This is a genomic window from Caulobacter sp. GW821-FHT11E11 (genome assembly GCF_058808315.1).
Genome location: NZ_JBXARO010000002.1, coordinates 666,822 through 692,371 on the forward strand (window position 1 = coordinate 666,822; position 25,550 = coordinate 692,371).

25 protein-coding genes are annotated in these 25,550 nt (G+C 68.6%); 17 read left to right on the forward strand and 8 right to left on the reverse strand.

The genetic code is table 11. The features are described 5' to 3' along the window. Positions 1-14: 14 nt before the first annotated feature. From AC1RR5_RS07080 to AC1RR5_RS07090, 3 genes are read right to left on the reverse strand one after another with little or no spacing between them, the layout of a single operon-like run. Positions 15-1,007: an alpha/beta fold hydrolase gene (locus AC1RR5_RS07080; protein WP_492920491.1), complete on the reverse strand. Its 993-nt coding sequence runs from the start codon at positions 1,005-1,007 to the stop codon at positions 15-17. Continuing rightward, positions 1,000-1,500: a DUF1097 family protein gene (locus tag AC1RR5_RS07085; protein ID WP_492920492.1), complete on the reverse strand. Its 501-nt coding sequence runs from the start codon at positions 1,498-1,500 to the stop codon at positions 1,000-1,002. Before AC1RR5_RS07085 ends, AC1RR5_RS07080 begins: the two co-directional genes overlap by 8 nt. A gap of 56 nt (positions 1,501-1,556) precedes the next feature. Further along, positions 1,557-1,976 (reverse strand): organic hydroperoxide resistance protein, encoded by a 420-nt coding sequence (locus AC1RR5_RS07090; RefSeq protein ID WP_492920493.1) that lies wholly within the window; start codon positions 1,974-1,976, stop codon positions 1,557-1,559. A 143-nt stretch (positions 1,977-2,119) separates the two neighbouring features. Here AC1RR5_RS07090 and AC1RR5_RS07095 point away from each other — a divergent pair, with 143 nt between their 5' ends. Further along, the gene (locus AC1RR5_RS07095) at positions 2,120-2,575 is read left to right on the forward strand and encodes a MarR family winged helix-turn-helix transcriptional regulator (RefSeq protein WP_492920494.1); all 456 of its coding nucleotides are present in this window, start codon (positions 2,120-2,122) and stop codon (positions 2,573-2,575) included. Between the two features lie 2 nt (positions 2,576-2,577). Here the strand turns inward: AC1RR5_RS07095 and AC1RR5_RS07100 are convergent, their stop codons facing one another. Next, positions 2,578-3,504 carry a nucleoside hydrolase gene (locus tag AC1RR5_RS07100; RefSeq protein WP_492920496.1) on the reverse strand — a complete coding sequence of 309 codons (927 nt, stop codon included), beginning with the start codon at positions 3,502-3,504 and terminating at the stop codon, positions 2,578-2,580. Then, positions 3,501-4,154 (reverse strand): phosphoribosylanthranilate isomerase, encoded by a 654-nt coding sequence (locus tag AC1RR5_RS07105; RefSeq protein WP_492920497.1) that lies wholly within the window; start codon positions 4,152-4,154, stop codon positions 3,501-3,503. Before AC1RR5_RS07105 ends, AC1RR5_RS07100 begins: the two co-directional genes overlap by 4 nt. An 80-nt stretch (positions 4,155-4,234) precedes the next feature. On the opposite strand from AC1RR5_RS07105, the gene AC1RR5_RS07110 reads away from it, so the two are divergent. Beyond that, positions 4,235-5,068, forward strand: coding sequence for a carbohydrate kinase family protein (locus AC1RR5_RS07110; protein ID WP_492920499.1), 834 nt, complete (start codon positions 4,235-4,237; stop codon positions 5,066-5,068). Here the strand turns inward: AC1RR5_RS07110 and AC1RR5_RS07115 are convergent. Further along, entirely contained in the window at positions 5,021-5,467 is a 447-nt protein-coding gene (locus tag AC1RR5_RS07115) for a MarR family winged helix-turn-helix transcriptional regulator (protein WP_492920500.1), read from the reverse strand. The two genes, AC1RR5_RS07110 and AC1RR5_RS07115, sit on opposite strands and share 48 nt — an antisense overlap. A 79-nt stretch (positions 5,468-5,546) precedes the next feature. Between AC1RR5_RS07115 and AC1RR5_RS07120 the strand changes: the two genes are divergently transcribed. Beyond that, positions 5,547-5,918 carry a nuclear transport factor 2 family protein gene (locus AC1RR5_RS07120; RefSeq protein WP_492920501.1) on the forward strand — a complete coding sequence of 124 codons (372 nt, stop codon included), beginning with the start codon at positions 5,547-5,549 and terminating at the stop codon, positions 5,916-5,918. Here AC1RR5_RS07120 and AC1RR5_RS07125 read toward each other — a convergent pair. Then, on the reverse strand, positions 5,915-7,168 hold the full coding sequence (locus AC1RR5_RS07125; RefSeq protein WP_492920502.1) for a NupC/NupG family nucleoside CNT transporter: 1,254 nt from the start codon (positions 7,166-7,168) through the stop codon (positions 5,915-5,917). The two genes, AC1RR5_RS07120 and AC1RR5_RS07125, sit on opposite strands and share 4 nt — an antisense overlap. Before the next feature lie 200 nt (positions 7,169-7,368). On the opposite strand from AC1RR5_RS07125, the gene AC1RR5_RS07130 reads away from it, so the two are divergent. From AC1RR5_RS07130 to AC1RR5_RS07150, 5 genes are all read left to right on the forward strand, one after another. Next, a complete protein-coding gene (locus tag AC1RR5_RS07130) occupies positions 7,369-9,726 on the forward strand; it encodes a TonB-dependent receptor (RefSeq protein WP_492920503.1) in 2,358 nt (785 codons plus the stop codon). A gap of 133 nt (positions 9,727-9,859) precedes the next feature. After that, positions 9,860-10,873: a LacI family DNA-binding transcriptional regulator gene (locus AC1RR5_RS07135; RefSeq protein WP_492920504.1), complete on the forward strand. Its 1,014-nt coding sequence runs from the start codon at positions 9,860-9,862 to the stop codon at positions 10,871-10,873. Further along, on the forward strand, positions 10,870-11,877 hold the full coding sequence (locus AC1RR5_RS07140) for an esterase-like activity of phytase family protein (RefSeq protein ID WP_492920506.1): 1,008 nt from the start codon (positions 10,870-10,872) through the stop codon (positions 11,875-11,877). The genes AC1RR5_RS07135 and AC1RR5_RS07140 overlap by 4 nt, the downstream gene beginning before the upstream one ends. 144 nt (positions 11,878-12,021) lie before the next feature. Continuing rightward, positions 12,022-13,365 (forward strand): pectate lyase, encoded by a 1,344-nt coding sequence (gene pelA / locus AC1RR5_RS07145; RefSeq protein ID WP_492920507.1) that lies wholly within the window; start codon positions 12,022-12,024, stop codon positions 13,363-13,365. A 14-nt stretch (positions 13,366-13,379) separates the two neighbouring features. Continuing rightward, positions 13,380-16,046, forward strand: a complete 2,667-nt coding sequence (locus AC1RR5_RS07150; protein WP_492920509.1) for a glycosyl hydrolase — start codon at positions 13,380-13,382, stop codon at positions 16,044-16,046. Here the strand turns inward: AC1RR5_RS07150 and AC1RR5_RS07155 are convergent. Continuing rightward, the gene (locus AC1RR5_RS07155; RefSeq protein ID WP_492920511.1) at positions 16,043-16,396 is read right to left on the reverse strand and encodes an L-rhamnose mutarotase; all 354 of its coding nucleotides are present in this window, start codon (positions 16,394-16,396) and stop codon (positions 16,043-16,045) included. The two genes, AC1RR5_RS07150 and AC1RR5_RS07155, sit on opposite strands and share 4 nt — an antisense overlap. 93 nt (positions 16,397-16,489) lie before the next feature. On the opposite strand from AC1RR5_RS07155, the gene AC1RR5_RS07160 reads away from it, so the two are divergent. The 9 genes from AC1RR5_RS07160 to lldD are packed head-to-tail and all read left to right on the forward strand — an operon-like array spanning position 16,490 to position 25,549. Beyond that, on the forward strand, positions 16,490-17,668 hold the full coding sequence (locus AC1RR5_RS07160; protein ID WP_492920513.1) for an aldose 1-epimerase family protein: 1,179 nt from the start codon (positions 16,490-16,492) through the stop codon (positions 17,666-17,668). Position 17,669: 1 nt separating this feature from the next. Then, positions 17,670-18,428, forward strand: a complete 759-nt coding sequence (locus tag AC1RR5_RS07165; protein ID WP_492920515.1) for an SDR family NAD(P)-dependent oxidoreductase — start codon at positions 17,670-17,672, stop codon at positions 18,426-18,428. 23 nt (positions 18,429-18,451) lie between these two features. Beyond that, on the forward strand, positions 18,452-19,639 hold the full coding sequence (locus AC1RR5_RS07170; protein ID WP_492920517.1) for a CaiB/BaiF CoA transferase family protein: 1,188 nt from the start codon (positions 18,452-18,454) through the stop codon (positions 19,637-19,639). Beyond that, positions 19,636-20,736, forward strand: coding sequence for an extracellular solute-binding protein (locus tag AC1RR5_RS07175; protein WP_492920519.1), 1,101 nt, complete (start codon positions 19,636-19,638; stop codon positions 20,734-20,736). The genes AC1RR5_RS07170 and AC1RR5_RS07175 overlap by 4 nt, the downstream gene beginning before the upstream one ends. 12 nt (positions 20,737-20,748) lie before the next feature. Continuing rightward, on the forward strand, positions 20,749-21,519 hold the full coding sequence (locus tag AC1RR5_RS07180) for an enoyl-CoA hydratase/isomerase family protein (RefSeq protein ID WP_492920521.1): 771 nt from the start codon (positions 20,749-20,751) through the stop codon (positions 21,517-21,519). A gap of 4 nt (positions 21,520-21,523) precedes the next feature. Continuing rightward, positions 21,524-22,684 (forward strand): fumarylacetoacetate hydrolase family protein, encoded by a 1,161-nt coding sequence (locus AC1RR5_RS07185; protein ID WP_492920523.1) that lies wholly within the window; start codon positions 21,524-21,526, stop codon positions 22,682-22,684. Positions 22,685-22,693: 9 nt separating this feature from the next. Further along, entirely contained in the window at positions 22,694-23,650 is a 957-nt protein-coding gene (locus tag AC1RR5_RS07190; RefSeq protein WP_492920524.1) for a 2-hydroxyacid dehydrogenase, read from the forward strand. Then, on the forward strand, positions 23,634-24,413 hold the full coding sequence (locus AC1RR5_RS07195; RefSeq protein ID WP_492920526.1) for a kinase: 780 nt from the start codon (positions 23,634-23,636) through the stop codon (positions 24,411-24,413). The genes AC1RR5_RS07190 and AC1RR5_RS07195 overlap by 17 nt, the downstream gene beginning before the upstream one ends. Continuing rightward, positions 24,410-25,549: an FMN-dependent L-lactate dehydrogenase LldD gene (gene lldD / locus AC1RR5_RS07200; protein ID WP_492920527.1), complete on the forward strand. Its 1,140-nt coding sequence runs from the start codon at positions 24,410-24,412 to the stop codon at positions 25,547-25,549. Before AC1RR5_RS07195 ends, lldD begins: the two co-directional genes overlap by 4 nt. Position 25,550 lies beyond the last annotated feature (1 nt).

The window sequence follows — 25,550 nt, forward strand, 5'->3', positions numbered from 1 at the left end:
GGCGCTGGGTCTCCTCAGGAGACCCAGCGTGCGACGTCCAGGACGGCGCGCGCGAACGCCTCTGGCGCCTCTTGCGGCGGATTGTGACCGACGCCGCCCGTCAGCAGCCGGTGCTCATAGCGGCCCTTAAACTTGCCCGCATAGGCCTCCGGCGGTGAATGTGGCGCGCCGTTGGCGTCGCCTTCCAGGGTGATGGTCGGAACCAGGATGTCGGGCCGCTGCGCCAGCCTGGCCTCCAGGGCGTCGAAGCGCGCCTCGCCCTGAACCAGACCCAGCCGCCAGCGATAGTTGTGAATGGTGATCGCCACGTGGTCGGGATTGGCCAGCGACGCGGCCGACCGCGCGAAGGTCGCATCGTCGAACGCCCATCTGGGCGAGGCGCTCTTCCAGATCAGGTGCGCGAAGGCGTCGCGGTTGGCGGCGTAGCCTTTGGCGCCGCGCTCGGTGGCGAAGTAGAACTGGTACCACCAGGACAGCTCGGCCTCGGGCGACAGCGGCGCCTGGTTGGCCTGCTGGCTGCCGATCAGGTAGCCGCTGACCGACACCATCGCCTGGCAGCGTTCGGGCCACAGGACGGCCACGATATTGGCGGTGCGCGCGCCCCAGTCGAAGCCGCCAATGACGGCTTTGGCGATGCCCAAGGCGTCCATCAGCGCGATCACGTCGACGGCGAGCGCGGCCTGCTGGCCGTTACGGAGCGCGTCGGCCGAGCGGAAGCGTGTGCCGCCATAGCCACGCAGATGCGGGATGATCACCCGCTTGCCGGCCGCCGCCAGGATCGGCGCGACGTCGGCATAGGCATGGATGTCGTAGGGCCAGCCATGCAGCAGCAGCACCGGTGGGCCGTTGGCCGGGCCCAGTTCGGCATAGCTGATGATCAGGTCCGGGGTCTCGACCTCGCGCAGCGTCCAGGGCGCTGCGGAAGGCGCCGCGAAGGCGGTGGTCGGCGCCAGGGCGGCCAGGGCGCCGGCGGCTTGCAGGAGGTTGCGGCGGGACAGGTTATGCATGACGCGGCTCCATCTTCTGGACGACCAGGCTCTGGGCCAGGCCGGCGGCGGCGCAGGCCAGGCCGCCGATGAAGCCGGCCTGGCCCAGGATCAGCAGAGTGTCGCCCGTCGGGGCCAGGCCCGAATAGAAGAAGCTGCTCAGGCCGAGGAAATAGGCGAGGGGATTGTTGAGCGGCGCCAGGCCGCGCAGCGACAGGACCAGCACCACGACGCCCGCCACGGCCAGGGGCGTGGCCAGCGCGCCCAGCGCCGGCGTCAGGGCGGCAGCGGCCAGGGCCGTGCTCGCGCCGAACGCCAGGCCCAGCAGGAAGGCGCCGGTGTTGGCCGCTCCGCCACGCCACGAGGGCCCGGCCAGGTCGAAGGCGACCCAGCCCAAGAACATGGCGGGCGCGGGCAGCATGGCGGTGTTGGTCCCGTAGGTGGCCGCCGCGGCGACGGCCGCGACGCTCAGGGACACGGCGTGGAAGCGCAGGGACGCTGGATCGGATGACATTGGGGAGCTCCTGGATAGGTGGGAGGGGCGCCGCTCGCCGGCGCCCCGGTCGCGGATCAGGCGATGGTCAGCGTGACGTCGATGTTGCCGCGCGTGGCCTTCGAGTACGGGCAGGTCTGGTGCGCGGCCTCGACCAGGCTCTGGGCGACGGTCTTGTCCAGGCCGGGCAGGCTGACGTTCAGGCGGGCGCGCAGCAGATAGGCCTCGCCGGCCTTGGCCAGGTCGACCTCGGCGTCGATGGCCACGTCCGCCGGCAGGGTCACGCCCTGGGCGCGGGCGGCCAGGCCGATGGCGCCGATGAAGCAGGCCGACCAGCCGGCGGCGAAGAGTTGTTCCGGATTGGTCCCGGGCGCGGCGCTGCCCGGAGGCGACAGGCGCACGTCCAGCTTGCCGTCGCTGCTGCGCGCAGCGCCGTCGCGGCCGCCGGTGACGTGGGTTTGGGCGGTATAGAGCACGGTGTCGATGGGGGAGGTCATCGGGAAGTTCCTTTTAAATCGGATCCGATTAATTCGGATGCGATGAAGTAGGCTTCGTGACTCGTGCTTGTCAACCTTCCGATTTAATCGGATCCGAACTATATTGTTTCGGACGACCGCCGCAGGGCGCGAGAAGGACCCCGATGTCGAACCCCGATCCCGCCCCCAAGGCCCCGCAGCTGGCTGATTTTCTGTGCTTCGCGGTCTATTCGGCCAACTTGGCCTATGGCCGCGCGTACAAGCCTATCCTCGAGGAACTGGGGCTGACCTACACCCAATGGATCATCATCGTTGCGCTGTGGGAGACGGGCAGCCTCAGCGTCAAGCACCTGGGGGAGAAGCTCTTCCTGGAGTCGAACACCCTCACGCCGATCCTCAAGAAGCTGGAGGCTGACGGCTATCTGGAGCGCCGCCGCGATCCGGCCGACGAGCGGCAGGTGATCATCACCCTGACCGAGGCCGGCCGCGCGCTGCGCGAAAAGGGCGGCCAGCGCACCCTGGTCCAGGCGACAGGCCTGGAGCCCGAGGAGTTCGCCCTGGTGCAGAAGGCCATCTCGCGCGTGCGGGACAACCTGCTGAAGCACGTCGAGGCCGGCTGAGGCTAGGTCAGCATCCGCTCGAAGTGACTCACGAGATCGGAGCCGTTCGCCTGGACGCGCACCGCGATCGACGGACCTTCGGTGGCCCAGGCCGTCTGGCCCATGCGTTCGCCCGAGGTCGCCACCGATACGGCGCTCGAGCGGATCGAAAACAACGCGGGCGTGGTCAGGCTGACCAGTGCGGCGACGTCGTGCAGCACGCAGCCGGACAAGCCTGCGTGCCGGGCATAGGCCTGGGCGTAGGTCCGGGTGACCTCGTAGGCGAAGCGGCCCGCGTCGTTGTGCTGGGCTAGCGCCAAGGCGGCGGTGTCGGGCCACACGCAGGCCATGGTCGCGTCCAGCGGTACCAGGGTGATGGGCCAGGACGCCGCCAGCACCTCGGCGGCGGCTTCGGGGTCGTTGTGGATGTTGGCTTCTGCGAAGGGCGTGACGTTGCCGGTCCGGCCGTCGCCACCGAATGCGCCGCCCATGATCGTCACGCTGTGGACCAACCCGGTGATGTCGGGCGCCGCGCGCAGCGCTAGGGCCAGATTGGTCAGCGGGCCGATGGCGATCAGGGCCACTTCGCCGGGATGGGCGCGAACCAGGTCGACGATCCGCTCGTGGGCGGAGCCGGGATCGGCCGGCGGCGGCGCGAAGTCGCCAAGGTCGATATCGCCCAGTCCGTTCTCGCCATGCACATGCGCCGGCGAGGAACCGCGCGGCCGGCTCAGCGGTGCGGCGGCGCCGCGATGGATGGGCGCCGATAGGCCCAGGCGGACCCGCAACCATAGGGCGTTGCGGGTCGTGGTCTCGACATCGGCATTGCCGAACACCGTGGTGATGGCCAGCAAGCGCAGGTCAGTTCGGGCGCGCAGGTAGAGCAGGGCCAGGGCGTCGTCGACGCCGGGATCGGTGTCCAGGATCACCAGCCGCGGCGAAGCGCTCATCCGTAGACCGCGCGGCAGACGGCCTCGCACTTGGCCAGATCGAAGGCGCCGTCGGTGCGCACGCCCGACTCCATGTCGATCCAGTACAGCGCGCCATCGGGCGCGGCGATGCGGGCCAGGATCTCGGTCACGCTGTCGGGGCCGATGCCGCCGGAATAGCCGCAGAACGGCCCCTCGGCCGGCGGCGGCGCGGGCCAGCGGTCCGGCCGTGCGCCCGTGCCGAACGAGACGTCGTACAGCCAGTCGACGCCGGTCCGGTTCAGCGGGAAGGCGCCCGAGCACTGCAGCACCGTCCGCACGCCCAGGCGACGGCCATAGTCCCGCGCGGCCTCGACCTGGGCCGGGGTGCTGCCCTTGAAGCTGTGATTGACCTGCACCCGCTGGACGCCGGCTGGGGGCAGGGGAGCGGTCAGGGGGCTGGCCGCGATCGTCCGGGCCGCGTCGCCGCAGACGTGGGCCGCCCAGCGCAGGTCGCGCTCGGCCAACAGGGCGTCGCGGATCTGGGCGGGCGGGAAGAGGGCGGTGTCTTCCTGGGCCGGGTCGACCAGCACGCCCCATTCGATCGGATAGCGGGCCGACAGCGCCTTGAGGCCAGGCAGCAGCTCGAGGCGATCGACACCGGTGAACGCGATGAAACAGGGCGGCTGCATGGGGTGATCCGAAGTCAGAATGTTCTTGCAAACTAGCTAGTGAAACGTTTCAGTCAAGTCGCTGAAGCGAGGTTGGCGAGATGGTGCGTGTGGCGGTCGCGGGGTTCGCGACGATCGACTACGTGGTTCGGGTCGAGGGGGACTTCACCGGACGCGGCACGCTGTTGATGCGCGAGGGCGCATGGCCACGCGCGGGTGGGGCGGCGCTCTACGCCAGCAACGCTCTGGCGTGGGCCGGCGTCGCCGCCGCGCCCTTGACCTGGATCGGTGACGACGCCGACGGCGAGGCCTATCGCGCGGCCTGCGGATCTCTAGAGGGCGTCGCGGTCACAGCGGGCGCGCCGTCGACGCGGTGCCTGCTGATCTACAACGCCGACGGGACCTATGGCTGCCTGCTGCGACCGGGGCCCGCCGAATTGACCGAGGCACAGCTGCGTCTGGTTGCGGAGGCAGAATGGCTGGTGGTCGCCGCCGGCCCGCCAGCGATCCTCCATCGCCTGCTGGATGTGGAAGGCCCGCGCCTGGCCTGGATCGCCAAGGATGATCCGGGCTGCTTTCCGCCTGATCTCGTGACCCGGTTGACGGCGCGGGCGGAGATCGTGTTCTGCAACGCCGGCGAACGCGCCTGGCTGGAGGCTGGCCGGACTGAGCCGGCGCCGGCGAACCAGACCCTGTTCGAAACCCGCGGCGCCGACGGCGTCCACGTTAAGGCGGCCGGCGAGGCTTTCGACCTGCCCGTCACGCCCCTGACCGTCGACGACGCCACCGGCGCGGGAGACACCTTCGCCGGCGCGGCCCTGGGGGCATTGATAACCGAAGGCTCGCCGCGCGAGGCCGCCGAGGCGGGGATCGCGGCGGCGGGCGCTCTACTCGCTGCTCGCCAGGTCGTCGAGATTGGCGATCAGGCGCTTTAGCAGGCTGACCAGTTGCAAGGCTTCCGCGTCGGTGAAGCCGTTCAACGCTTCCTGATTGCCGTGCAACAGGGTCTCGATGGCGTCGGGCAGACGGGCCTGCGCCGTCTCGGTCAGGACGATCCGACTGCTGCGGCGGTCGGTCGGATCCGGCGTTCGGCTGATCAGACCGTCCCGCTCCATGCGGGCCAGCATCTGGGCCATGGGCGGCTGCTCGGTCTTGGCGAAGCGGGCCAGGTCGCGCTGGGTGTCGGCCTCGCCATCGCGCAGGGCGACGAGCACGGGCAGCTGGCCGACGCCAAACCCCAGCGGTTTCAGGCGGGCCTCGCTCAGGCGGGCGAAGCCGCGCCCCGCCAGGCTGATCAGATGCCCCGGGGTCGAGAGCACATCCAGGTTTACCATCGTCCACCCTTGCGTCCGGCTTAGATCAAATACATATGTGCATATGTAACTGGTTCGAGCCCAAGCGGGAAGGCGTCCGATGGACAATGATATTGAGCTGCTCAAGCGCCTCTATGACCGCTTCAATGCGCGGGATATCGACGGCGTGCTGGTCGAGTTGGTCGACGACGTGGCCTGGGCCAACGGCATGGATGGCGGGCATGAGCACGGGCGCGAAGCCGTGCGGACCTACTGGACGCGGCAGTGGGCCTTGGTCAGTCCGCACGTCGAGCCGGTCGCCTTCGTGCGGCGGGGCGATGACGTGGTCGTGGCCGAGGTCCGGCAGACGATCCTTGATCTTGAGGGCAAGCCGCTGAGCGGGCAGACGCACGGGCTGAAGGACAAGACGGTAGGCCACGTCTTCCGCCTTAGGGACGGCAAGGTGGCCCGCTTCGACATCGAGGACGCCTAGCCTCCGATCAGCCCCATGATCGTCGCGGTCAGGCAGGTCGTCAGAAATGCCGCCGCCAGGGCCTTGAAGCCCAGTTCGACGACCTCGCCGACCTTCTCCGGGGCCATAGACGACAGGCTGCCGATCAGGATCGCCACGCTGCCGACATTGCCGAAGCTGCCCAGGGCGTAGGTCAGGATCAGCAGGCTCTTGTCGCTGAGCGCGCCGGGCGGCAGGGCCATCATGTCGCTGTAGGCCACCACCTCATTGGCGGCGACCTTGGTGCCCAGGATCGCGCCGACGGCCTGCAGGTCGGTCAGCGGCGCGCCGGTCAGCCAGACGATCGGGGTCAGCAGCCAGCCCAGGATCCCGCCGAGCGTCAGCGGCGCTCCAGCATTAGGAATAGCGGCCAGGCCCATATTGATCAGGGCGATCAGGCCGACGAAAACGATCAGCAGGCCGGCGATGTTCAGCACCATCTTCACCGCGTCCAGCGTGCCGAAGGTCAGGGCTTCGAGGCTGCTGCGGTAAGGGCTGGTGAGCACGATGGGGTCGTGCGCCGCGCTGGTCTCGCCGGGAATGATCAGTCGCGCCATGCCGATGGCCATCGGGGTGCTGATCAGCGAGGCGATCAGCAGGTGGCTGAAGGCGTTGGGCACCTTGGCGGCGATCAGCGAACCCAGCACGATCATCATCGAACCGCCGATCACCGACAGGCCGTCGACCATGATGATGAAGATCTCGGCGCGGGTCAGGCGCGGCAGGAACGGCTTGATCAGCAATGGCGCCTCGACCATGCCGAGGAACACGCAGGCCGAGGTCGAGACCCCGACCGGGCCGCTGACTCCGAACAGCTTGCCGAACGCCCAGGCCGCCGCGCGGACAATAACGATCAGCACCTTCCAGTGCCACAGGAGGGCCGACAGCGCCCCGACCAGCAGGATGGCCGGCAAGGCTTGGAATGCGAAGATGAAGGCGGCGCTGGGGTCGGCCATGCTGAACGGCGCGCGGCCGCCGCCCAGATAGCCGAACATGAAGCTGGATCCCGCTCGCGAGGCGGCTTGCAAGGCGTCGACCGCGTGGGTGGCGGCGGCGAAGCCGGCTGTGATGGCCGGGATCTTGGTCAGTAGCAGGGCCAGGGTGATCTGGCACGCCAGGCCGACCAGCACCGGACGCCAGGGCAGGGCGCGGCGGTTCTCCGACAGCAGCCAGCCGATGGCGAGGAACACCACGACGCCCAGCAGCGCCCGCGCGGTTTCGTTGTCCGGCATGTCCCCTCCGACGACGGTCGGCGCGACTCTATAGAGTGAAACGTTTCAAGGAAATAGCATCGTATCACCTGTGCCCAAGCCTTAGGCATCGCGTGAACACCCCGTCTGTGTGATGAAATTGTCATTGAACTCGAATATGAAACGTTTCACTAAATGGCATCGACACCCGCTGAGGCGGGTCGCCTGAAGGGGGCTTGAACATGAAGACGTCCATCTGGCTGGCTTCGAGCGCGCTGTGCCTGGTCATGGCCGCGCCCGCCATGGCTCAGCAGACCGCGCCGGCCGCTACCGACACGATCGACGAGGTGGTGGTCACCGCCGAGCGCTTCGGCTCGGGCCTGGCCCGCGCCACGTTCACGATCGGCGCCGAGGACATCCAGGAGCGTCCGCTGGGCGCCGAGATCACCCAGGCCCTGGTCAAGGTGCCCGGCGTGCAGGTCTCCACCGGCGACAGCCGCGGCGGCAGCTTCTCGTTCGAGATCTACATGCGTGGCCTGTCCGACGAGCAGGTCGGCCTGACCCTGGATGGCATCCCGACCGGCGACAGCCGCTTCAACGGCGGCTCGCCGCCGCAGCGCTTCATCGAGAGCAGCAACGTCGGCAAGATCACCGTCTCGCAGAGCGCTGGCGACATCGGCGCGCCGTCGCGCTTCGCCCTGGGCGGCTTCATCGACTTCGTCACTGACGCCCCGCGCAAGGCCTTCGGCGCGACCGTCGAGGCGGGCCTCGGCTCGTTCGACTTCCGGCGGATCTATGGCCGCGTCGACAGCGGCGAGATCGCGCCGGGCCTCTCGGGATATCTGAGCTATTCGCACCAGGAGAACGACGTCTGGGCCGGCCGCAACAGCCGGGGCAGCGTTCGCGACCACTACGAGCTGAAGGTGGTGAAGGACTTCGACAACGGCTCGTTCGTGAAGGCTCGCGTCTCGTACAACGACCAGAAAGACAACGACTTCAACATCGTCACCAAGGGCGAGTTCGAGGCCGCGCCGCGCAGCGACCGCGCGCTGGACGCTATCACCGGCATCCCGGCCAAGGACATCGACTTCGGCGGAGCCCTGGGCGGCTGGCGAAAGGACTGGCTGACCTATGCCAACAGCCATTTCGTGCTGAGTGATGCGGTCAGCCTCGACGTCAATCCGTACTACCAGACGCTGAAGGGCGAGTCGTTCCGCTACCAGGACCGCCAGCGCGTGCTGACGGGTGGCGATCCGCGCGCGGTGACCGGCTACAACGCCAATGGCGGGGCGGTGCGACCGACCCTGACCACGATCCGCAACAGCAACGTCGTCGGCGGTCCGGCCGACATGCGCGTGACGCCGCGCGACCGTGATCGTTATGGCGTGACCGGCGAGCTGAAGGCCAGGTTCGGCGGCCATGCCCTGCGCTTCGGTGGCTGGTGGGAGGGCGGCGACTCCACCGAGAAGCGCAACTTCTACCCGATCATCAACTCAGCCCAGAGCACGGCCTATGATCGTTCGAAGCTGAACTATGTCGAGTACGAGCGCACGGCCTCGGTCGAGACGACCATGCTGTACGCCCAGGACGAGTTCCGAGCCTTCGACGACAGGCTGAAGGTCGACCTCGGGGTCACTTGGTACAACGTCAAATACGACGCCAAGTCGCCGCTGGAGTACAAAGCCAATGTCAAGTTCTCGCAGCACTCGGACCTCAACCCGAAGCTCGGCGCGACCTACCAACTGGCCGACGCCTGGGAGCTGTTCGGCGGCTACGCCAAGAACTTCGCCGGTATCCCGGAGGACGCCTTCCTGGGCTCGACCGCGGTGATCAGCCCCAAGGATCTCACCCCGGTCGCGACCGAAAACGTCGACCTGGGCCTGCGTTATGTGAAGCCGAACATGGCCTTCTCGATCCAGGCGTATGACGTCGAACTCAAGAACAATGTCGGCATCGTGCCGCGCGATCCGACCGCGACCCTCGATCCCGACGAGGTCGTGCGTGGCAACGTCGCGACCAAGGCGGTCAACATCGCGGGCATCAAGACCAAGGGCGTCGAGCTGACCGGCTATTACGACTTCGGCGCGGTCGACCTCTACGGCTCGTACTCGCGCCAGGATGCCAAGCACGACAACCCGGCCGTCGGCAGCGACGCCCGCAAGGCCCTGGCCGCCGTTGCCGTGATCGGCGGGGCAGGGGTGCGCGACATCCCCCAGAACAGCTTCTTCGGCCAGGTCGGCTGGAAACCCGTCAGTGGGCTGAAGATCGACGCCAATGTTCGTTATGTCGGCGAGCGCGTCGGCGGCCACATCGTGGCCCCGACCACCTTCCAGGAGCTGGGTGTCGAGATGATCGACGCCTATACGCTGGTCGGGCTGACGGCGACCTACGATCTAAAGCGCGCTGGTGTCCCGGACCTGCGCTTCCAGTTCAACGTCGATAACCTGTTCGACAAGGAATACATCGGCGCGGTCAGCGGCTCGACGGCCACTCAGCCGGAGTTCGGCTACACCGCCGCGACCCCGAATGCCCGCACCCTGGACCGCTACTTCGTCGGCGCGCCGCGCACCTACACGCTGTCGGTGCGGGCGAGGTTCTAGGGGGCAGGACCAGGGGCGCTCTCTCCCCTTGTTGAGCGCCTTTGCGGGGCGGATCGCGACTCCGCCCCGATCCCTTTCTTGACGCTGGCCCTGAAAGCTTTCACCTCCAGGAGGAGCAACGGAAATTCGACGCATGGCTAAGTCCGACCCGCCGCCCATCGATCCTCCCCGGAGGTCGACCTTGAAGGAGGTCGCCAAGGCCGCTGGCGTGTCGCTGGCCAGCGCCTCCTACGCGATCAACGGCGCGGGCTCGGTGGGCGAGGCGACGCGCGAGCACATCCTGAAAGTGGCCGCCGAGCTGGGCTATCGGCCCAACCAGAGCGCCAAGGCCATGAAAACCGGCAAGACGGGTGCGATCGGCCTGATCCTGCCAGACCTGACCAATCCGTTCTTCCCCAGCCTGGCTCAGGTGGTGATCCAGGCCGCGCGGGCCCACGGCTACAGCGTGTTCCTGACCGACACCGAAGGCTCGGCTGAGGCGGAACAGCGGGCGGTCAGCCTGCTGGTCGACCACGGCGTCGACGGGGTGATCTGGTTCCCGATCGCCGACGACGGTCCGGTCGGACGCCTGATCGAGGGTGTGCCGACGGTGGTGCTGGACCGCAACCTGCCGGGCTACGATGTCATCCAGGCCGACTATGCCGAGGGCGGTCGCCTAGCCGCCGAGCACCTGATCGCGGCGGGACACGTCAACATCGGCGTGATCTCGGGCCCGCACGCCGCCTCCAGCGCCCGCCAGCGCGCCGAGGCCGCTATCGCCACGGTCAATGAGAAGGCCAACCTGGTCTGGCACGTCCACAACGCCTTCTCGCTGGACCTGGAGCCGGCGGTGACCCAGGCCCTGGAGAGCCGCACCGCCACGGCGGTGATCGCCGGCGCGGACCTGATCGCCATCGGGGCCATGCGCCACATCCGGTCGATGGGCCTGTCGTCGCCCGAGGACGTCTCGGTGGTCGGCTTCGATGACATCCCCTGGGCCCAGCTGCACACGCCGGCCCTGACCACCATCGACATGCCAGTCGAGGACATGGCCGCCGCCGCCGTCGAGACCCTGATCCGCCGGATGGCCGCGCGAGGCGAGCCCCGCCGCCGCGTGGTGTTCAATGTCGAGCTGATCGAGCGCGAGTCCGTGCGCAAGCTGAAATGAACTTCGGAGCCGCCCTCGGCCTGGCGCTGGCCCTGAAGCTGGTCGGGACGCTCGACCTGCCCAAGGATCTCGCCGTCGACGGCGCGCCGTTTGGCGGCATCTCCGGCGTCGACTACGACCGCGAGAGCGGCGAGTGGCTGATGATCTCCGACGACCGCTCGGAGAAGGCGCCGGCGCGGTTTTACGTCGGGCGGTTGGACTATGACTTGAGCGGGGTGAGGGGGCTGCGGCTAACGCGCCAGGTCCCGCTGCGCCGCGCGGATGACGCGACCTTCTCGGCGGCCGAGGGCGAACGCGCCGACGCCGAGGCGCTGCGGATCGATCCCCGGACCGGCGATCTCGTCTGGTCCACGGAAGGCGATGCACTGCGGGGCTTTGATCCAGCGGTCCGGCGCATGGGACGCGACGGGGCTCCGAAGGGCGCGATTCCGACGCCGGAAGCCTTCCGCTTCACACCGACCGGTGCGCGGCTCAACCTGACCTTCGAGGGGCTGAGCTTCTCGCGCGACGGCCGTTGGTTGTGGCTGGCCATGGAGGCGCCGCTGATCCAGGACGGCCCGGTCAGCAGCGTCGCGCGGGGCGGCCTCACCCGGATCACTCGCCTGGACCGGGCCGGCGGCGTGGCGATGCAGTACACCTATCGCCTGGACCCCATCCAGGCCGCGCCCGCCCGTCGCGGTGACAACGGGATCAGCGAGATCCTGGCTGTCGACGATCGCCAACTGCTGGTGCTGGAGCGTTCAGGCGTCGAGGACGGGCAGGGGCGTTTCACTTATCACTGCCGGCTCTATCTGGTGGACCTGCGTGGCGCCGCGCCGGGCAAAGTCCTGGCCAAGCGCCTGCTGGTCAATCTCGACGGCATCGCCGGCGGCGCAGCCAATTTCGAAGCGATGGCCTGGGGGCCTCGGGTCGGCGGTCAGCGGACGCTGGCGCTGTTCGCCGACGACAACTTCAATCCGATGGAAGCGCAGCGGGTCCTGGTGTTCAGGTCGTCGTCGCCCTGATCCTCAGGCGAAGCCCGTAACAAGGGAGTTGCGACGGAGTCTGAATTGTCGCAATATATGATAAAGAGTACCATATAATGGTATGATTTCGATCCTCTATGATACCGGCGTCAATCGGTCGGGGCGAGTAGGATAGGGTAGGAAGTGACCAAGATCAGCGTACCGATCCATGGGATCGCTCATCATTCCCGACGCCTAGGCGGCGTCTGCCAGGCGGCGCTGTTGGGCATGGCCCTGCTGGCCGCGCCGGGCGCGGTCCAGGCCGCGGAGATCGCCAAGAACCAGCCGGCCCGCTCGCTGACTGCCGATCGCCTGCCGGAACTGCCGGCCAAGCAGCGCGCGGCCTGGGCCGCCTATATCAAGCGCTCGCAGGCCCAGATGCAGACGGACAAGGCCACCCTGGCCGCCGAGCTGGCGCCGGGCCAGACGCCGCCGCCTCCGCCGGAAGCCGGCAGTGGCCACATGCCGCTCGACAAGGACGTGGCCTGGTACGCCGGCCCCGAGGCCCAGGCGATCGCCGACACCATCGTCAGCTTCCAGACCCCTGCCGGCGGCTGGAGCAAGAACCAGGATCGCACCAAGCCACCGCGCCTGAAGGGCCAGCGCTACGCCAACAACGCCGAGCACATGGCGCTGGACGACAGCTTCGATACGCCCAAGGACCGCTTCTGGACCTTCGTCGGCACGCTGGACAACAACGCGACCACGACCGAGATGCGTTTCCTGGCCAAGGTGCAGCAGCAGCGCCCGGGCAAGGATGGCGACGCCTACCGCGCCAGCATCATCAAGGGCGTCAACTATCTGCTGGCGGCCCAGTATCCCAACGGCGGCTGGCCGCAGATCTATCCGATCGAGGGCGGCTTCCACGACGCGGTGACGTTCAACGACAACGCCGTGGCCGAGGCCGCGATGATCCTGGAGGACGTCGCAGAGGCCAAGGAGGGCTTCGACTTCGCCCCGCCCGCCCTGCGCAAGGTCGCCGGCGCGGCCTCGGCGCGCGCCATCCGCCCGATCCTGGACGCCCAGGTCGTGGTGGACGGCAAGAAGACCGTCTGGCCGCAGCAGGTCGACCCGCTGACCCTGAAGCCCAGTTCGGCCCGCGACTACGAGATGCGCTCGCTGGCCAGCGCCGAGAGCACCGACATCCTGCTGTTCCTGATGCGTCAGCCCAACCCGACGCCGGAGGTGAAGGCTTCGGTCCATGCCGGCGTCGCCTGGCTCAAGGCCCACGCCGTCCGCGACAAGGCCTTCACCAAGGTCAGCGACGAGGAGGGGCGCAAGCTGATCGACCAGCCCGGCGCGCCCGTGATCTGGTCGCGCAACTACGACATCCGCACCGGCCAACCGATCTTCGGCGACTGGGGCAAGACCATCCATGACGACGTCAACGAGATCTCCAAGGGGCGCCGTAATGGCTATTCCTGGTATTCGGCCGGCCCGCAGAAGGCCCTGGACGCCTACGAACAATGGGCTCCGTCTCACCCCTAGGCTGTGAATTGATCATGCCGACGCCAGGGGCGACACGACGGGGAGTCCTGCTTGGCGCCAGCGCGCTGGGCCTGCTGATCGCCTCGCCCGTGGCGGCGGCGGATCGGCCGGGCCTGGCGCAACTGGCCGCCGGCTTCGCCCGGCCGCCCGCCGACAGCCGGCCCATGGCCCGCTGGTGGTGGTTCGGCGGTGCGGTCGAGGCCGACGAGATCGTCCGCGAGATCAAGGCGATGAAGGCCGGCGGCTTCGGCGGCTTCGAGATCCAGCCGGTCTATCCGCTGTCGCTGGACGATCCCAAGCTGGGCGTCCGCAACAAGCCGTATCTGTCGAAGGACTTCCTCGACATGGTCGCCGACGCGGCGCGGACGGGCCGGGCGGAAGGGATGCGGGCGGACATGACCCTGGGGTCCGGTTGGCCCTTCGGCGGTCCGCATATCGACCCCGAACACGCCGCCGCTCGCGTCATCAAGCAGGACCTGCCCGCGCCCGCTGGCGTCGAGGCCATGGATCTGCCGGCGCTCGAGCCGGGCCAGCGCTACATCGCCGCCTTCGTCGGGACCTCGCCGGCCGACGCCCAGCCTGCAATGATCGACGGCGCCCGCGCAACGTTCGCCAAGGTTCCGGCGGACCGGACGCTTTATCTCGTCCTGCAGACGCGCACGCGCCAGCAGGTCAAGCGCCCGACGGTCGGCTCCGAAGGCTTCGTGCTCGATCACCTGAATGCGCAGGCGGTTCGCAAACATCTCGAGACCGTGGGCGAGCCGCTGTTGGCGGCGTTCGGCGACGACCGCCCGCACGCTATCTTCAGCGACAGCCTGGAGGTCTACGGTGCCAACTGGACCGACGGCTTGCTGCCCGAGTTCAAGGTCCGTCGCGGCTACGACCTGGCCCCGTATCTACTGGACCTGTTCCACGACACCGACCGCTCGGCAGGCGTCCGCTACGACTGGGGCCTGACCCTCTCGGAGCTGGTCAACGAGCACTATCTCAGCCAGGTCAGCGCCTGGGCCAAGTCGCGCCAGACCTTGTTCCGTTCGCAGACCTACGGCACGCCGGCCGTGACCCTGTCCTCCAACCGCCTGGTCGACCTGGCGGAGGGGGAGGGCGCCGAATGGCGGAGCGCGACCTCGACCCGCTGGGCCAGCTCGGCCAACCACCTGTACGGCCAGCCGGTGACCTCGGCCGAGAGCTTCACCTGGCTGCACAAGGGCGCGTTCCGGGCCACGCCGCTGGACATCAAGGCCGAGGCCGACGTCTTGATGCTGCAGGGCGTCAACCAGTTCATCGTCCACGGCTGGCCCTATTCGCCGCCCAAGGTTCCCGAGCCCGGCTGGGCGCTCTACGCGGCGGCGGTGTTCAACGACCACAATCCGTGGTGGCCGGTGATGGCCGACGTGAACCTCTATCTCCAGCGCCTCAGCCACCTGCTGCGCCAGGGCGAGAACGTCGCCGACGTGGCCCTGTACGTGCCGACCGAGGACATCATGTCGGGCTTCCAGCCGGGCAAGGATGTCTCGATCAACGACGTGCTGCGCAAGACCTTTCCCGCCGCCATCCTCGAGGGCTTAATCGATGGCGGCTACAATTTCGACCTGATCGACGGCGACGCCATCCTGCGGCGAGGGGTTGGCTATAGCGTCCTGCTGTTGCCCCACATCGAGCGCATCGCGCCGGAGGCCTATGAGCGCGTCCGCGCCTTCGCCGAGGCGGGCGGCGTGGTCATCGCGGTCGGCGCGCCGCCGTCCAAGGCTGTCGGCCTGAAGGACGGCCAGAGCCAACGCGTCGCCGAGCTGTCGAAGGCGGTGTTTGCGTCCAAACGCGCCGCCGTTACGAACGAGGCTGGACTGGTCGAGATGCTCAACGGCTTCCTGCCGCCGGATCTTGGCGGGACGCCCAAGGGCGTCGGCTATGTCCACCGCCGTCTGGCGGGCGGGGACCTCTATTTCGTCGCCAACACCACCAATGCGCCGATCGCCGCGCCGCTGGCGTTCGGCGTGTCCGACAAGGTGGGACAGGCCTGGGATCCGGTGACGGGGACTGTCGACAGCTTCAAGCCGGGCGGCGAGGTCCGCCTGGCGCCGTTCGAGTCGCGGGTCTTCGTCTTCGGTCGCGACCTGGCGGCGCCGCGTGAGGTCATCCCTGCTGACGAGCGCAGCCTGCCCCTGTCCGGCGGCTGGCGCGTGAAGGTCGGGGCGAAGGCGGGCAAGGCGTTCGGTTCCTGGACCGACGAACCGTCGCTCCAGCATTTTTCCGGCCAGGGAACCTACAGCCGCGACATCGAGCTGACGGCGGCGGACTTGAACGCGCCGACGATCGCGCTCGACCTTGGCGCTGGCGGACCAGGTGTGGCGAACGAGCGTAAAGGGCCGGGCTACTACGCCCAGTACGACGCGCCGGTCCGCGATGCGGCAGAGGTCTATGTCAACGGCCAGCGCACCGGCGCGATCTGGTGCGCGCCATTCCGGCTGGACCTGAAGCCGTATCTGAAACCAGGCCGGAACCGCCTGGAGATCCGTGTCTACAACACCGCGATCAACGGCCTGGCCGGTCGTCCGCCGACCGATTACACGGCCCTGCGCAATGCCTATGGCGACCGCTTCCAGCCGCAGAACATGAGCGAACTGAAGCCTCTGCCGTCGGGCCTGATCAACGAGCCTACCCTGCGGTTCGGCCCGACCTAGGGCTGCTCCGAGAGGGCATAGATCCGCTCCATCTCGACCCAGGTTTGGTCCGGGGCGAAGGGCAAGGATTTCTGGAAAGTGCGCATCAGCGCGTCCCAGGCCTGGACGTCAGGATTAACCGCGTCGCGGTCGGCCTTGGCGGCTGCATCGTACTGATCGCCCTGTTCCAGGATCATGAACATCCGGTCGCCGATCAGCCAGATCTCCAGCTCGCGCACGTCGTCGGCGCGGATCGCCGCGTTCACTGCCTCTGGCGGGCCACCGGCCGCGTGCCAGGCGCGATAACGCGCGATCTGGGCGGGGTCGTCGTACAAGTCCACGGCGAAGCATCGCCTGACAGTCTTGCTCATTCTTACCTCGACAAGCCCGTTGACGGGATCGGCGTGACGCTTATAAACATCATACATATTATCTTATAGAGATCGCTGCCGGGGAGGCAAGGCGTGCCCGAGTTGTATGGACGGAGTCTGAGCCGCCGCGCGTTGGCCGAACATACCGGCGCCCTGTCGCAGTTCGCGGGCGTCCGTCTCTCGACCCTGGGCGACGGCGTCGAGCGCGGTGTGCGGCAGCTGGAATTCCGCACTGGCACGGGCCTGCGTTTCACCGTCCTGGTCGACCGCGCCATGGACATCGCCGAGTGCGAGCACAACGGCCGCGCGGTCGGCTGGCACTCGCCCTCGGGCTTCCGCCATCCGGGCCTGCACGAGTATGAGGGGGAGGGCGGTCTCTCCTGGTTTCGGTCGTTCTCGGGCCTGATGGTCACCTGCGGCCTGGACCACGTGCTGTTCATGCACGACGACCCGGCCGAGCATTACTTCTACGGCCCCAAGAAGACGGTCAGTTCGTCCCTGCACGGCCGCGTCGGCACGATCCCGGCGCGCCTGACCGGCTATGGCGAACGCTGGGAGGGTGACGAGTGCATCCTCTGGGCCGAGGGCGTCGTCCAGCAGTCGACGGTGTTCGGCGAGGACCTGCACCTGATCCGTCGCATCGAGGCGACCGTCGGCTCCGACGAGATCCGCCTGCACGACCGGGTGGTCAATCACGGCTTCTACAAGACGCCGCACATGTACTGCTACCACATCAATGTCGGCTATCCGGTGCTGGCCGAGGGCTCGCGCTACGTGGCCCCGATCCGCGACGTGGTCTGGGCCTCGCACGCGGGCGAGGACTACCGCAAGCAGGGCGTCGGCTACCGCACGCTGTCGGCGCCGATCCGCAACTTCCACGAACAGGTCTGGCAGCACGACATGGCCCCGGACGCCGAGGGCCGCGTCAATGTCGCCCTGGTCAACGAGGCCCTGGGCTTCGGCTTCGAGGTCCAGACCCTGAAGTCGCAGTTCCCGGCCATGTACGAGTGGCAGAATCTGCACGCGGGCCACTACGCCCTGGGCATCGAGCCCTCGACCAATCACGTGCTGGGCAAGGACTTCGCCCGCGAACGCGGCGAGCTGATCGAACTCGAGCATGGCGAGGAGCGTCGGTACGACAGCGTCTTCCGCATCCTGCCCGACGCGGCGGCGGTGTCCGAGGCCGTGACCCGCATCGAAGGCGTCGCGCGCCAGCCGGCCGAGGACTATCCCGCGCTGTCGGGGGTCTATCCTGCCATCGGGGGACGCTGAGATGAGCGCGGACCTGGACGGCAAGGTCGTTCTCTACACCGGCGCGGCTGGCGGCCTTGGCCTGCAGACGACGCTGAAGTTGATGGAGCGCGGCGCCACCGTGGTGGCCGTCGACAACGACCCGGCCAAGGTGGCGGCGTTGGAAGCGGCCGCCGCCGGCTTCGAGGCCGGCAAGCTGATCGTCTCGACGTCGGATCTCTCGGAACTGGAAGGTTTCCGCGCTGCCCTGCGCGTGCTGGCGGCCAAGGTCGGCGGCTTCGACGTGGTGATCAACAACGCCGCCATCTACCCGTCGCGGCCTTTCGAGGACTACACGATCGAGGATCACCAGCGGGTGCAGCGGGTCAATGTCGATGCGGCGATCGTGGCGGTGCAGGAAGCCCTGCCGACCATGCGCGCCAGGGGCTTTGGCCGCATCATCAACATCTCCAGCATCACCCTGTCGGGCGAGTGGGCGAACCTGTCGCCCTATGTCGCCTCCAAGGGCGCGCTGATCGGCTTGACGCGGGCCTGGGCGCGCGAGTTCGGGCCCTACGGGATCACTGTCAACGCCATCGCCCCCGGCGCTTTCCCCACCGACGCCGAGAAGATCCATCCCGATCCCGAGGGCTACACCCGCCACGTCCTCGACAGCCAGGCCATCAAGCGCCGCGGCCATGTCGGCGACATCGCCCACGCCATCGCCTTCTTCGCCGCCGACGCGGCGGGCTTCATCACCGGCCAGACGCTGCATGTGAATGGCGGCTGGGTGATGAGCTGATCCAGCCAAAGGTTTGTTCTGAAATGGGTATCCTGAGCGGAATTCGCGTTCTCGACTGTTCGATCGCCATGGCCGGCCCGTTCGCCGCCCAGCGCATGGGCGACATGGGCGCCGACGTCATCAAGGTCGAGCCGACCACCGGCGAGTGGCAGCGCCACGTCGCGGCCGGCGGCGCGCGCGGCAACCAGATCAACGTCTCGTTCCTGTCCCTGAACCGCAACAAGCGCTCGCTGGCCGTCGACCTGAAGAGCGCCGAGGGCAAAGCCCTGCTGCTGGAGATGGTCAAGACGTCCGACGTCTTCCTGCAGAACTACCGCCCTGGCGTCGCCCAGCGACTGGGCGTCGACTACGAGACCCTGTCGAAGATCAATCCGCGCCTGATCTATGTCTCGATGTCAGGCTATGGCGAGGATGGTCCGTACAAGAACTATCCCGGCCAGGACCTGCTGCTGCAGGCCATGTCGGGGGCGATGATGTCCTCGGGATCGGCCGACCAGCCGCCGCAGCCGGCGGGCCAGTACCTGGTCGACGCCATCACCGCCTACACCGCCTTCGAGGGCGCGCTGGCGGCCCTGTTCCATCGCGAGCGGACGGGCGAGGGGCAGCTGGTCCAAATCAACATGCTGGACGCCATCACCACCATCCAGATGCAGGAGCTTTCAGTGTTCACGGTCGGCGGCAAGCCGCAGACCCGCTCGGCCGAACCGCATGCCCATACCTACATCCGCGCGCCCTACGGCGTGTACCAGACCGCCGACGGCTACATCTCGATCGCCATGGCTTCGCTGAAGACCCTGGGCGCGCTGATCGAGGAGCCGTTCTTCGCCGACCTGGACGACGAGACCGACAGCTGGACGCACCGCGACGAGATCTTCGCCTGTGTCCGCAAGCGTCTGCTCAATCGCACCAGCGCCGAGTGGCTGGCCCTGTTCCGTGAACACGACATCTGGTGCGGCCCGGTCTATGGCTACGCCGACCTCGTCCAGGATCCGCAGATCCAGCACAACGGCACGTTCGTCGAGTACGACCACGCCACCGAGGGTCGGGTGAAGGTCCCCGGCTTCCCGATCAAGTTCTCCAAGACGCCCTCGACCATCGACCGGGGCGCGCCGCTGGTCGGTGAGCACACGCGTGAAATCCTGGCCGAGGCCGGCCGCTCGGCCGAGGATATCGAGGCCCTGATCCAGTCTGGCGTGGTCCGCTCGGCATGAGCGCCTATCGCGGTCTGACCTGGGACCATCCGCGCGGCTACAAGGCTCTGGAGGCCGCCGCCGCTCACGCGAGCGACGACCTGTCCCTGACCTGGGACCGCCACTCGCTGGAAGGCTTCGAGGAGCGGCCGATCGGCGAGCAGTGCGCGCTGTACGATCTGGTGGTGCTGGACCATCCGCACGTCGGCGAAGCCGTTGCCGCCCACTGTCTGCGGCCTTTGGAGGAGCTGTTCACGGCCGAGGAGATCGCCGTCTGGGCCGACCAGGCCATGGGCAAGAGCCTGGCCAGCTACCACTATGCCGGCCAGCACTGGGCGTTGCCGCAGGACGCCGCCACCCAGGTCATGGCCTGGCGTCGGGATCGCCTCGACGCCCCGCCAGTGCTGTGGGACGAGGTCGTGCGGCTGTCGGAGACCGGCGTCGTGGCGATGTCGCTGTCGGGCCCGCATGCGGCCCTGACTTTCCAGTCGATCTGCGCGGCCCATGGTGGGACCTTCCGCAACCGTCCTGAGGCTCGCGCGGCCTGGGATCTGCTGGCTCGACTGTCGTCGAAGAGCCCGCAGGTGCTGCGGCCGCTGAACCCGATCGGCATCCTGGAGCACATGAGCCGCAACGACGACGTGGCGGTCTGCCCGCTGGTCTACGGCTATGCGAACTACGCGCCCGGCGGGCCCTTGAGCTTCGCTGACGCGCCGCGCGTGACGGCGGACGGGCCGGTGGGCTCGATCCTGGGCGGCACGGGCATCGGCGTCTCGCGCTGGTGCAAGGTGACGCCGCAGCTGCTGGACCACCTGCGCTGGCTGATGTCGGACGAGGCCCAGCGTGGTTTCATCCCCGAGCACGAGGGCCAGCCGGCCCTGCGTAGCGCCTGGCGCGATCCGGTCGTCAACGCCCGCTGGGGCGGCTTCTATGCCGACACCTACGCCACCCTGGACGGCGCCAGTCTGCGACCACGCCATGGCGGGGCTATCGCCTTCCAGACGGCGGCTTCGCAGCGCATCCGCATGGGCCTGGACGCCGCCGAGCCCGCCGACACCGTGCTGGACGACTTGCAGGGGCTGTTCGAGCGCCACCGCCCGGCGGGCGCCGAGATCTGAGGACTACGAGAGATGAGCCAAGATGTTCTGTTCGAGGTGACGGGCCACGTCGCCGTCATCACCCTGAACCGCCCGCAGAAGCTGAACGCGGTGACCCCCGACATGGCCAAGGCCGTCGAGGCGGCGATCGCGCAGGTCGACGCCTCCGACACCATCCGCTGCGTGGTCATCACCGCGGCAGGGGAGAAGGCGTTCTGCGCCGGATCCGACATCTCGACCCTGGACAGCTACGAGACCCCCTGGGACTTCCGGAACCGGGGCGACTATTGCGACGCGGTGCGTCTGTGCCGCAAGCCGACGATCGCGGCGGTCAACGGCTACGCCCTGGGCGGCGGGCTGGAGACGGCGATGAGCTGCGACATCCGCATCGCCTCGACCAACGCCAAGTTCGCCGCGCCCGAGATCAAGCTGGGCTGGATCGGCGGCGGCGGCATGGCGGCGGGGCTGGTCCACTCGATCGGCGCCTCGAACGCGGCCCTGATGATCCTGACTGGCGACCCGGTCGACGCCGAGCGCGCCCGCGAGTGGGGCTTGGTCAGCGAGGTCACTGCGCCTGAGGACCTGATAGCCCGCGCCAAGGCCCTCGCCGAAACCATCGCCTCGCGCGCCCCGATCGCCGCCGAGACCGCCAAGCTGAACCTGAAGGCCGCTCACGCCATGCCCTACGAGAAGGCGGTGGAATACGAGCGCGACCTGCAGACCATCTGCTTCGCCACCCAGGACGCCGCCGAGGGCCGCGCGGCCTTCGCCGAGAAGCGTCCGCCCGTGTTTCGTCGCCGGTAGAGCTATGCGCCGTCAGCCCTCCGACATCCTGCCCGCCGACGCGCGGGCCCTGCTGTTCGGCCGCGTCTGGACGCCGGCCGGCCCGGCCGTGATCCGCGTCGATGGTGAGCGCCTGACGGACGTCTCGCGCGCGTTCCCGACCGCCCGTGACCTGTGCGAGGCTGACGATCCGCCTAGTGCTTTGCGCAACGCCGAGGGCGAGGACCTGGGCCTGTTGGCCGATGTCTTGGCTAATACCGACCCCGACACGCGCGACGTCTCCAAGCCCTGGCTGCTGTCGCCGATCGACCTGCAAGCCGTGAAAGCCGCCGGTGTCACCTTCGTCACCTCCATGCTGGAGCGAGTGATCGAGGAGCGAGCGCGCGGTGACCTGTCGGCGGCGGCCGGCCTACGCGGCCAGATCCGCGACCTGGTCGGGGACGACCTGCGGCGGCTGAAGCCCGGCTCACCCGAGGCGGCGGCGCTGAAGGCGACCCTGATCGCGGCCGGGGCCTGGAGCCAATACCTGGAAGTCGGCATCGGTCCGGACGCCGAGATTTTCACCAAGGGACAGCCGATGTCGTCGGTCGGGACGGGCGCCGATGTCGGCGTGCACCCGGCCTCGACCTGGAACAATCCCGAGCCGGAGGTGGTGCTGGCCGTCTCGTCCGCAGGCCGGATCGTCGGCGCGGCCTTGGGCAACGACGTCAACCTGCGTGACGTCGAGGGCCGCTCGGCCCTGCTGCTGGGCAAGGCCAAGGACAACAACGCCGCCGCCGCGGTCGGCCCGTTCGTGCGGCTGTTCGATGAGCACTTCGACCTCGACACCGTGGGCCGGCTGGAGATCGCCCTGACCGTGACCGGCGAGGATGGCTTCGTCATGCGCGGCCGCTCGTCGCTCAGCGAGATCAGTCGCCCCCCGGCCGACCTCGTGGCCCAGGCGATCAACGCCCATCACCGCTATCCCGACGGCCTGGTGCTGTTCCTGGGGACCCTGTTCGCCCCGGTCGAGGACCGCTACGAAAGCGGCAAGGGATTCACCCACGCGACGAACGACGTGGTCCGCATCGCCTGCGACGAGCTGGGCGCGCTGGTCAATCGCGTGCGCCCGACCGACGTCTGCGAACCGTGGACCTTCGGCGTCGCCGACCTGATGCGGAACCTGGCCCGTCGCGGCCTGATCTAGGACGAGACGATGAAGCCGAAGATCCTGATCAGCCGCAGTTGGCCCGAGGCCGTCCAGCAGCGCCTGGCCGCGCGCTACGACGTGACGCTGAACGCGACCGACACGCCGCTGACGATCGCGCAGCTGCAAGTGGCGATGGTCGAGTACGACGCTGTGTGCCCGACCGTCTCGGACAAGATGCCGGCCGAGGTGTTGAGTACGCCGAACGCGCGGGTGAAGATCATCGCCAACTACGGCGCGGGCTTCGAACACATCGACCTGGACGCTGCCAAGGCCGCCGGCCTGGTGGTGACCAACACCCCCGACGTCCTGACCGACGCGACGGCCGAGCTGGCCGTGCTGTTGATGCTGATGACCAGCCGGCGGGCCGGGGAGGGCGAGCGCGAGCTGCGGGCAGGGCAGTGGGCCGGCTGGCGGCCGACGCACCTGCTGGGCCAGTCGTTGGCGGGCAAGACCCTGGGCCTGGTCGGCTACGGCCGCATCGCTCGCGCTACCGCCCAACGGGCCAAGGCGGCGCTGGGCATGGAGCTGGCCTACTACAGCCGCCGGCGCGCGACCGACGAGGACGGCGCGACCTATCACGAGAGCCTGGAAAGCCTGGCGGCGGCCTCGGATGTGCTGTCGCTGCACACGCCAGGCGGGGCCGAGACCCATCACCTGATCGACGGGGCGCTGCTCTCGCGGATGAAGCGGACGGCGATCCTGATCAACACCGCACGCGGCTCGGTGGTGAACGAGGCCGACCTGGCCCAGGCCCTGACCGACGGGGTGATCGCCGGGGCCGGCCTCGACGTCTACCAGGGCGAGCCAAAGGTGAACCCGCTGCTGCTGGCCGCGCCCAACACCGTGCTGCTGCCGCACCTGGGCAGCGCGACGCTCGAGACCCGCACGGCCATGGGCATGCGGACGGCCGACAATCTCGACGCCTTCTTCGACGGCAAACCGCCCCATGACCGCGTCGCTTGACGCCGTCGAGCGAGCTCTGGACGGCTGGCGCGGCGGCGGGCCTTTCGTTCTGGGCGTCTGTGGCGCGCAGGGCTCGGGCAAGTCGACCCTGGCCGAGGGACTGACACAGCGCCTGACCACGAAGGGCCTGCGGGCGGCGACGCTGTCGATCGACGACCTCTATCTGTCGCGTTCGGAGCGGGCGCGGCTGGGCCAGGTCGTTCATCCGCTGTTCGTCACGCGTGGCGTGCCCGGCACCCATGACGCGGAGGCGGGCCTTCGCCTGCTGGACGCCGTCCGCGCCGGCGCCGACGTGGTGCTGCCGCGTTTCGACAAGGCCACCGACGATCCCGCGCCGAGCGGCACGCCCGTGAAGGGGCCGCTGGACGTCCTGATCTTCGAGGGCTGGTGCGTCGGCGCCCGCGCCCAGGATGACGCCGCCTTGGTGACGCCGGTCAACACCCTGGAGGCCGAGCGCGACCCGGACGTCACCTGGCGGCGCTTCGTCAACCTGGCCCTGGCCACCGACTATGCCGACCTCTTCGCGCGCATCGACCGGCTGGTGCTGCTGGCCGCGCCGGGCTTCGAGGTCGTGCGCGACTGGCGGATCCAGCAGGAGCACGACCTGCGCCGCCGCCTGGGCGAGGGCGGCCGGACGATGGGCGACGACGAGATCGGCGTCTTCATCCAGCACTACGAGCGCCTGACCCGTCACATCCTTTCCGACATGCCGGCCTATGCGGACCTGACGCTGCTGCTGGACGAGCAGCGCGGCCTCACATGATCATCGCCTCGACCACCGACTTCCGCCGCGCCGCGCAGAAGCGCCTGCCGCGCTTCCTGTTCGACTACATCGACGGCGGGGCCTTCGCCGAGAAGACACTCCAGCGCAATGTCGATGACCTGGCCGACATCGCCCTGCGCCAGCGGGTGCTGCGCGACGTCTCCGCGCTGAGCCTCAAGACCCGGCTGTTCGACGAGACCCTGGCCATGCCGGTGCTTTTGGCTCCGATCGGTCTGGGCGGCATGGCGGCCCGGCGCGGCGAGTTGCAGGTGGCCCGCGCGGCGACGGCGGCCAATATCCCCTACGTCCTGTCGACCGTCAGCGTCTGCGACGCCAAGGCGGTGACCGAGGCTTCGGGGCGGCCGATCTGGTTCCAGCTCTATGTCCTGAAGGACCGCGCTTTCATGCGGGACGCCCTGGAACGCGCGATGGCGCTGGGCGTGACCAAGCTGGTCTTCACCGTCGACATGCCAGTGCCGGGCTCGCGCTACCGCGATCCGCACTCGGGCATGAGCGGGCCGTGGTCGGGCGTGCGGCGGATGACGCAGGCGGTGTTCAAGCCCGGCTGGGCCTGGGACGTCGGGCTGCACGGCCGTCCGCACGACTTGGGCAACATCTCGGCCTATCGCGGCAAGGCCACGGGCCTGGCGGACTACATCGGTTGGCTGGGCGAGAACTTCGATCCGTCGATCTCGTGGAAGGACCTGGAGTGGATCCGCGACGTCTGGAAAGGCCAGATCATCATCAAGGGGATCCTGGACCCGGAGGACGCCCGCGACGCCCTACGCTTCGGCGCTGACGGGGTGGTGGTCTCCAACCATGGTGGCCGGCAGCTGGACGGCGTGCTCTCGACCGCTCGCGCCCTGCCGCCGATCGCCGAGTCGGTAGGCGACCGGATGACCGTGCTGGTCGACGGCGGCGTGCGCACGGGCCTCGACGTCGTGCGGATGCTGGCCCTGGGCGCGGACGGGGTGATGCTGGGTCGCGCCTACATCTACGCCCTGGCGGCCGGCGGGGAGGCGGGCGTGACGCGGCTGCTGCAACTGATCGCCGCCGAGATGCGGGTGGCCATGGCCCTGACCGGCGTCACGTCCACGGACGCGATCTCCGCCGACATCCTGGCAAAGATGGGTTGAT

Excerpts from the sequence above, each read along its gene's own strand:
- AC1RR5_RS07080 (WP_492920491.1), bottom strand. The coding sequence starts at position 1,007 with ATGCATAACCTGTCCCGCCGCAACCTCCTGCAAGCCGCCGGCGCCCTG.
- AC1RR5_RS07085 (WP_492920492.1), bottom strand. The coding sequence starts at position 1,500 with ATGTCATCCGATCCAGCGTCCCTGCGCTTCCACGCCGTGTCCCTGAGC.
- AC1RR5_RS07090 (WP_492920493.1), bottom strand. The coding sequence starts at position 1,976 with ATGACCTCCCCCATCGACACCGTGCTCTATACCGCCCAAACCCACGTC.
- AC1RR5_RS07095 (WP_492920494.1), top strand. The coding sequence starts at position 2,120 with ATGTCGAACCCCGATCCCGCCCCCAAGGCCCCGCAGCTGGCTGATTTT.
- AC1RR5_RS07100 (WP_492920496.1), bottom strand. The coding sequence starts at position 3,504 with ATGAGCGCTTCGCCGCGGCTGGTGATCCTGGACACCGATCCCGGCGTC.
- AC1RR5_RS07105 (WP_492920497.1), bottom strand. The coding sequence starts at position 4,154 with ATGCAGCCGCCCTGTTTCATCGCGTTCACCGGTGTCGATCGCCTCGAG.
- AC1RR5_RS07110 (WP_492920499.1), top strand. The coding sequence starts at position 4,235 with ATGGTGCGTGTGGCGGTCGCGGGGTTCGCGACGATCGACTACGTGGTT.
- AC1RR5_RS07115 (WP_492920500.1), bottom strand. The coding sequence starts at position 5,467 with ATGGTAAACCTGGATGTGCTCTCGACCCCGGGGCATCTGATCAGCCTG.
- AC1RR5_RS07120 (WP_492920501.1), top strand. The coding sequence starts at position 5,547 with ATGGACAATGATATTGAGCTGCTCAAGCGCCTCTATGACCGCTTCAAT.
- AC1RR5_RS07125 (WP_492920502.1), bottom strand. The coding sequence starts at position 7,168 with ATGCCGGACAACGAAACCGCGCGGGCGCTGCTGGGCGTCGTGGTGTTC.
- AC1RR5_RS07130 (WP_492920503.1), top strand. The coding sequence starts at position 7,369 with ATGAAGACGTCCATCTGGCTGGCTTCGAGCGCGCTGTGCCTGGTCATG.
- AC1RR5_RS07135 (WP_492920504.1), top strand. The coding sequence starts at position 9,860 with ATGGCTAAGTCCGACCCGCCGCCCATCGATCCTCCCCGGAGGTCGACC.
- AC1RR5_RS07140 (WP_492920506.1), top strand. The coding sequence starts at position 10,870 with ATGAACTTCGGAGCCGCCCTCGGCCTGGCGCTGGCCCTGAAGCTGGTC.
- AC1RR5_RS07150 (WP_492920509.1), top strand. The coding sequence starts at position 13,380 with ATGCCGACGCCAGGGGCGACACGACGGGGAGTCCTGCTTGGCGCCAGC.
- AC1RR5_RS07155 (WP_492920511.1), bottom strand. The coding sequence starts at position 16,396 with ATGAGCAAGACTGTCAGGCGATGCTTCGCCGTGGACTTGTACGACGAC.
- AC1RR5_RS07165 (WP_492920515.1), top strand. The coding sequence starts at position 17,670 with ATGAGCGCGGACCTGGACGGCAAGGTCGTTCTCTACACCGGCGCGGCT.
- AC1RR5_RS07170 (WP_492920517.1), top strand. The coding sequence starts at position 18,452 with ATGGGTATCCTGAGCGGAATTCGCGTTCTCGACTGTTCGATCGCCATG.
- AC1RR5_RS07175 (WP_492920519.1), top strand. The coding sequence starts at position 19,636 with ATGAGCGCCTATCGCGGTCTGACCTGGGACCATCCGCGCGGCTACAAG.
- AC1RR5_RS07180 (WP_492920521.1), top strand. The coding sequence starts at position 20,749 with ATGAGCCAAGATGTTCTGTTCGAGGTGACGGGCCACGTCGCCGTCATC.
- AC1RR5_RS07185 (WP_492920523.1), top strand. The coding sequence starts at position 21,524 with ATGCGCCGTCAGCCCTCCGACATCCTGCCCGCCGACGCGCGGGCCCTG.
- AC1RR5_RS07190 (WP_492920524.1), top strand. The coding sequence starts at position 22,694 with ATGAAGCCGAAGATCCTGATCAGCCGCAGTTGGCCCGAGGCCGTCCAG.
- AC1RR5_RS07195 (WP_492920526.1), top strand. The coding sequence starts at position 23,634 with ATGACCGCGTCGCTTGACGCCGTCGAGCGAGCTCTGGACGGCTGGCGC.
- lldD (WP_492920527.1), top strand. The coding sequence starts at position 24,410 with ATGATCATCGCCTCGACCACCGACTTCCGCCGCGCCGCGCAGAAGCGC.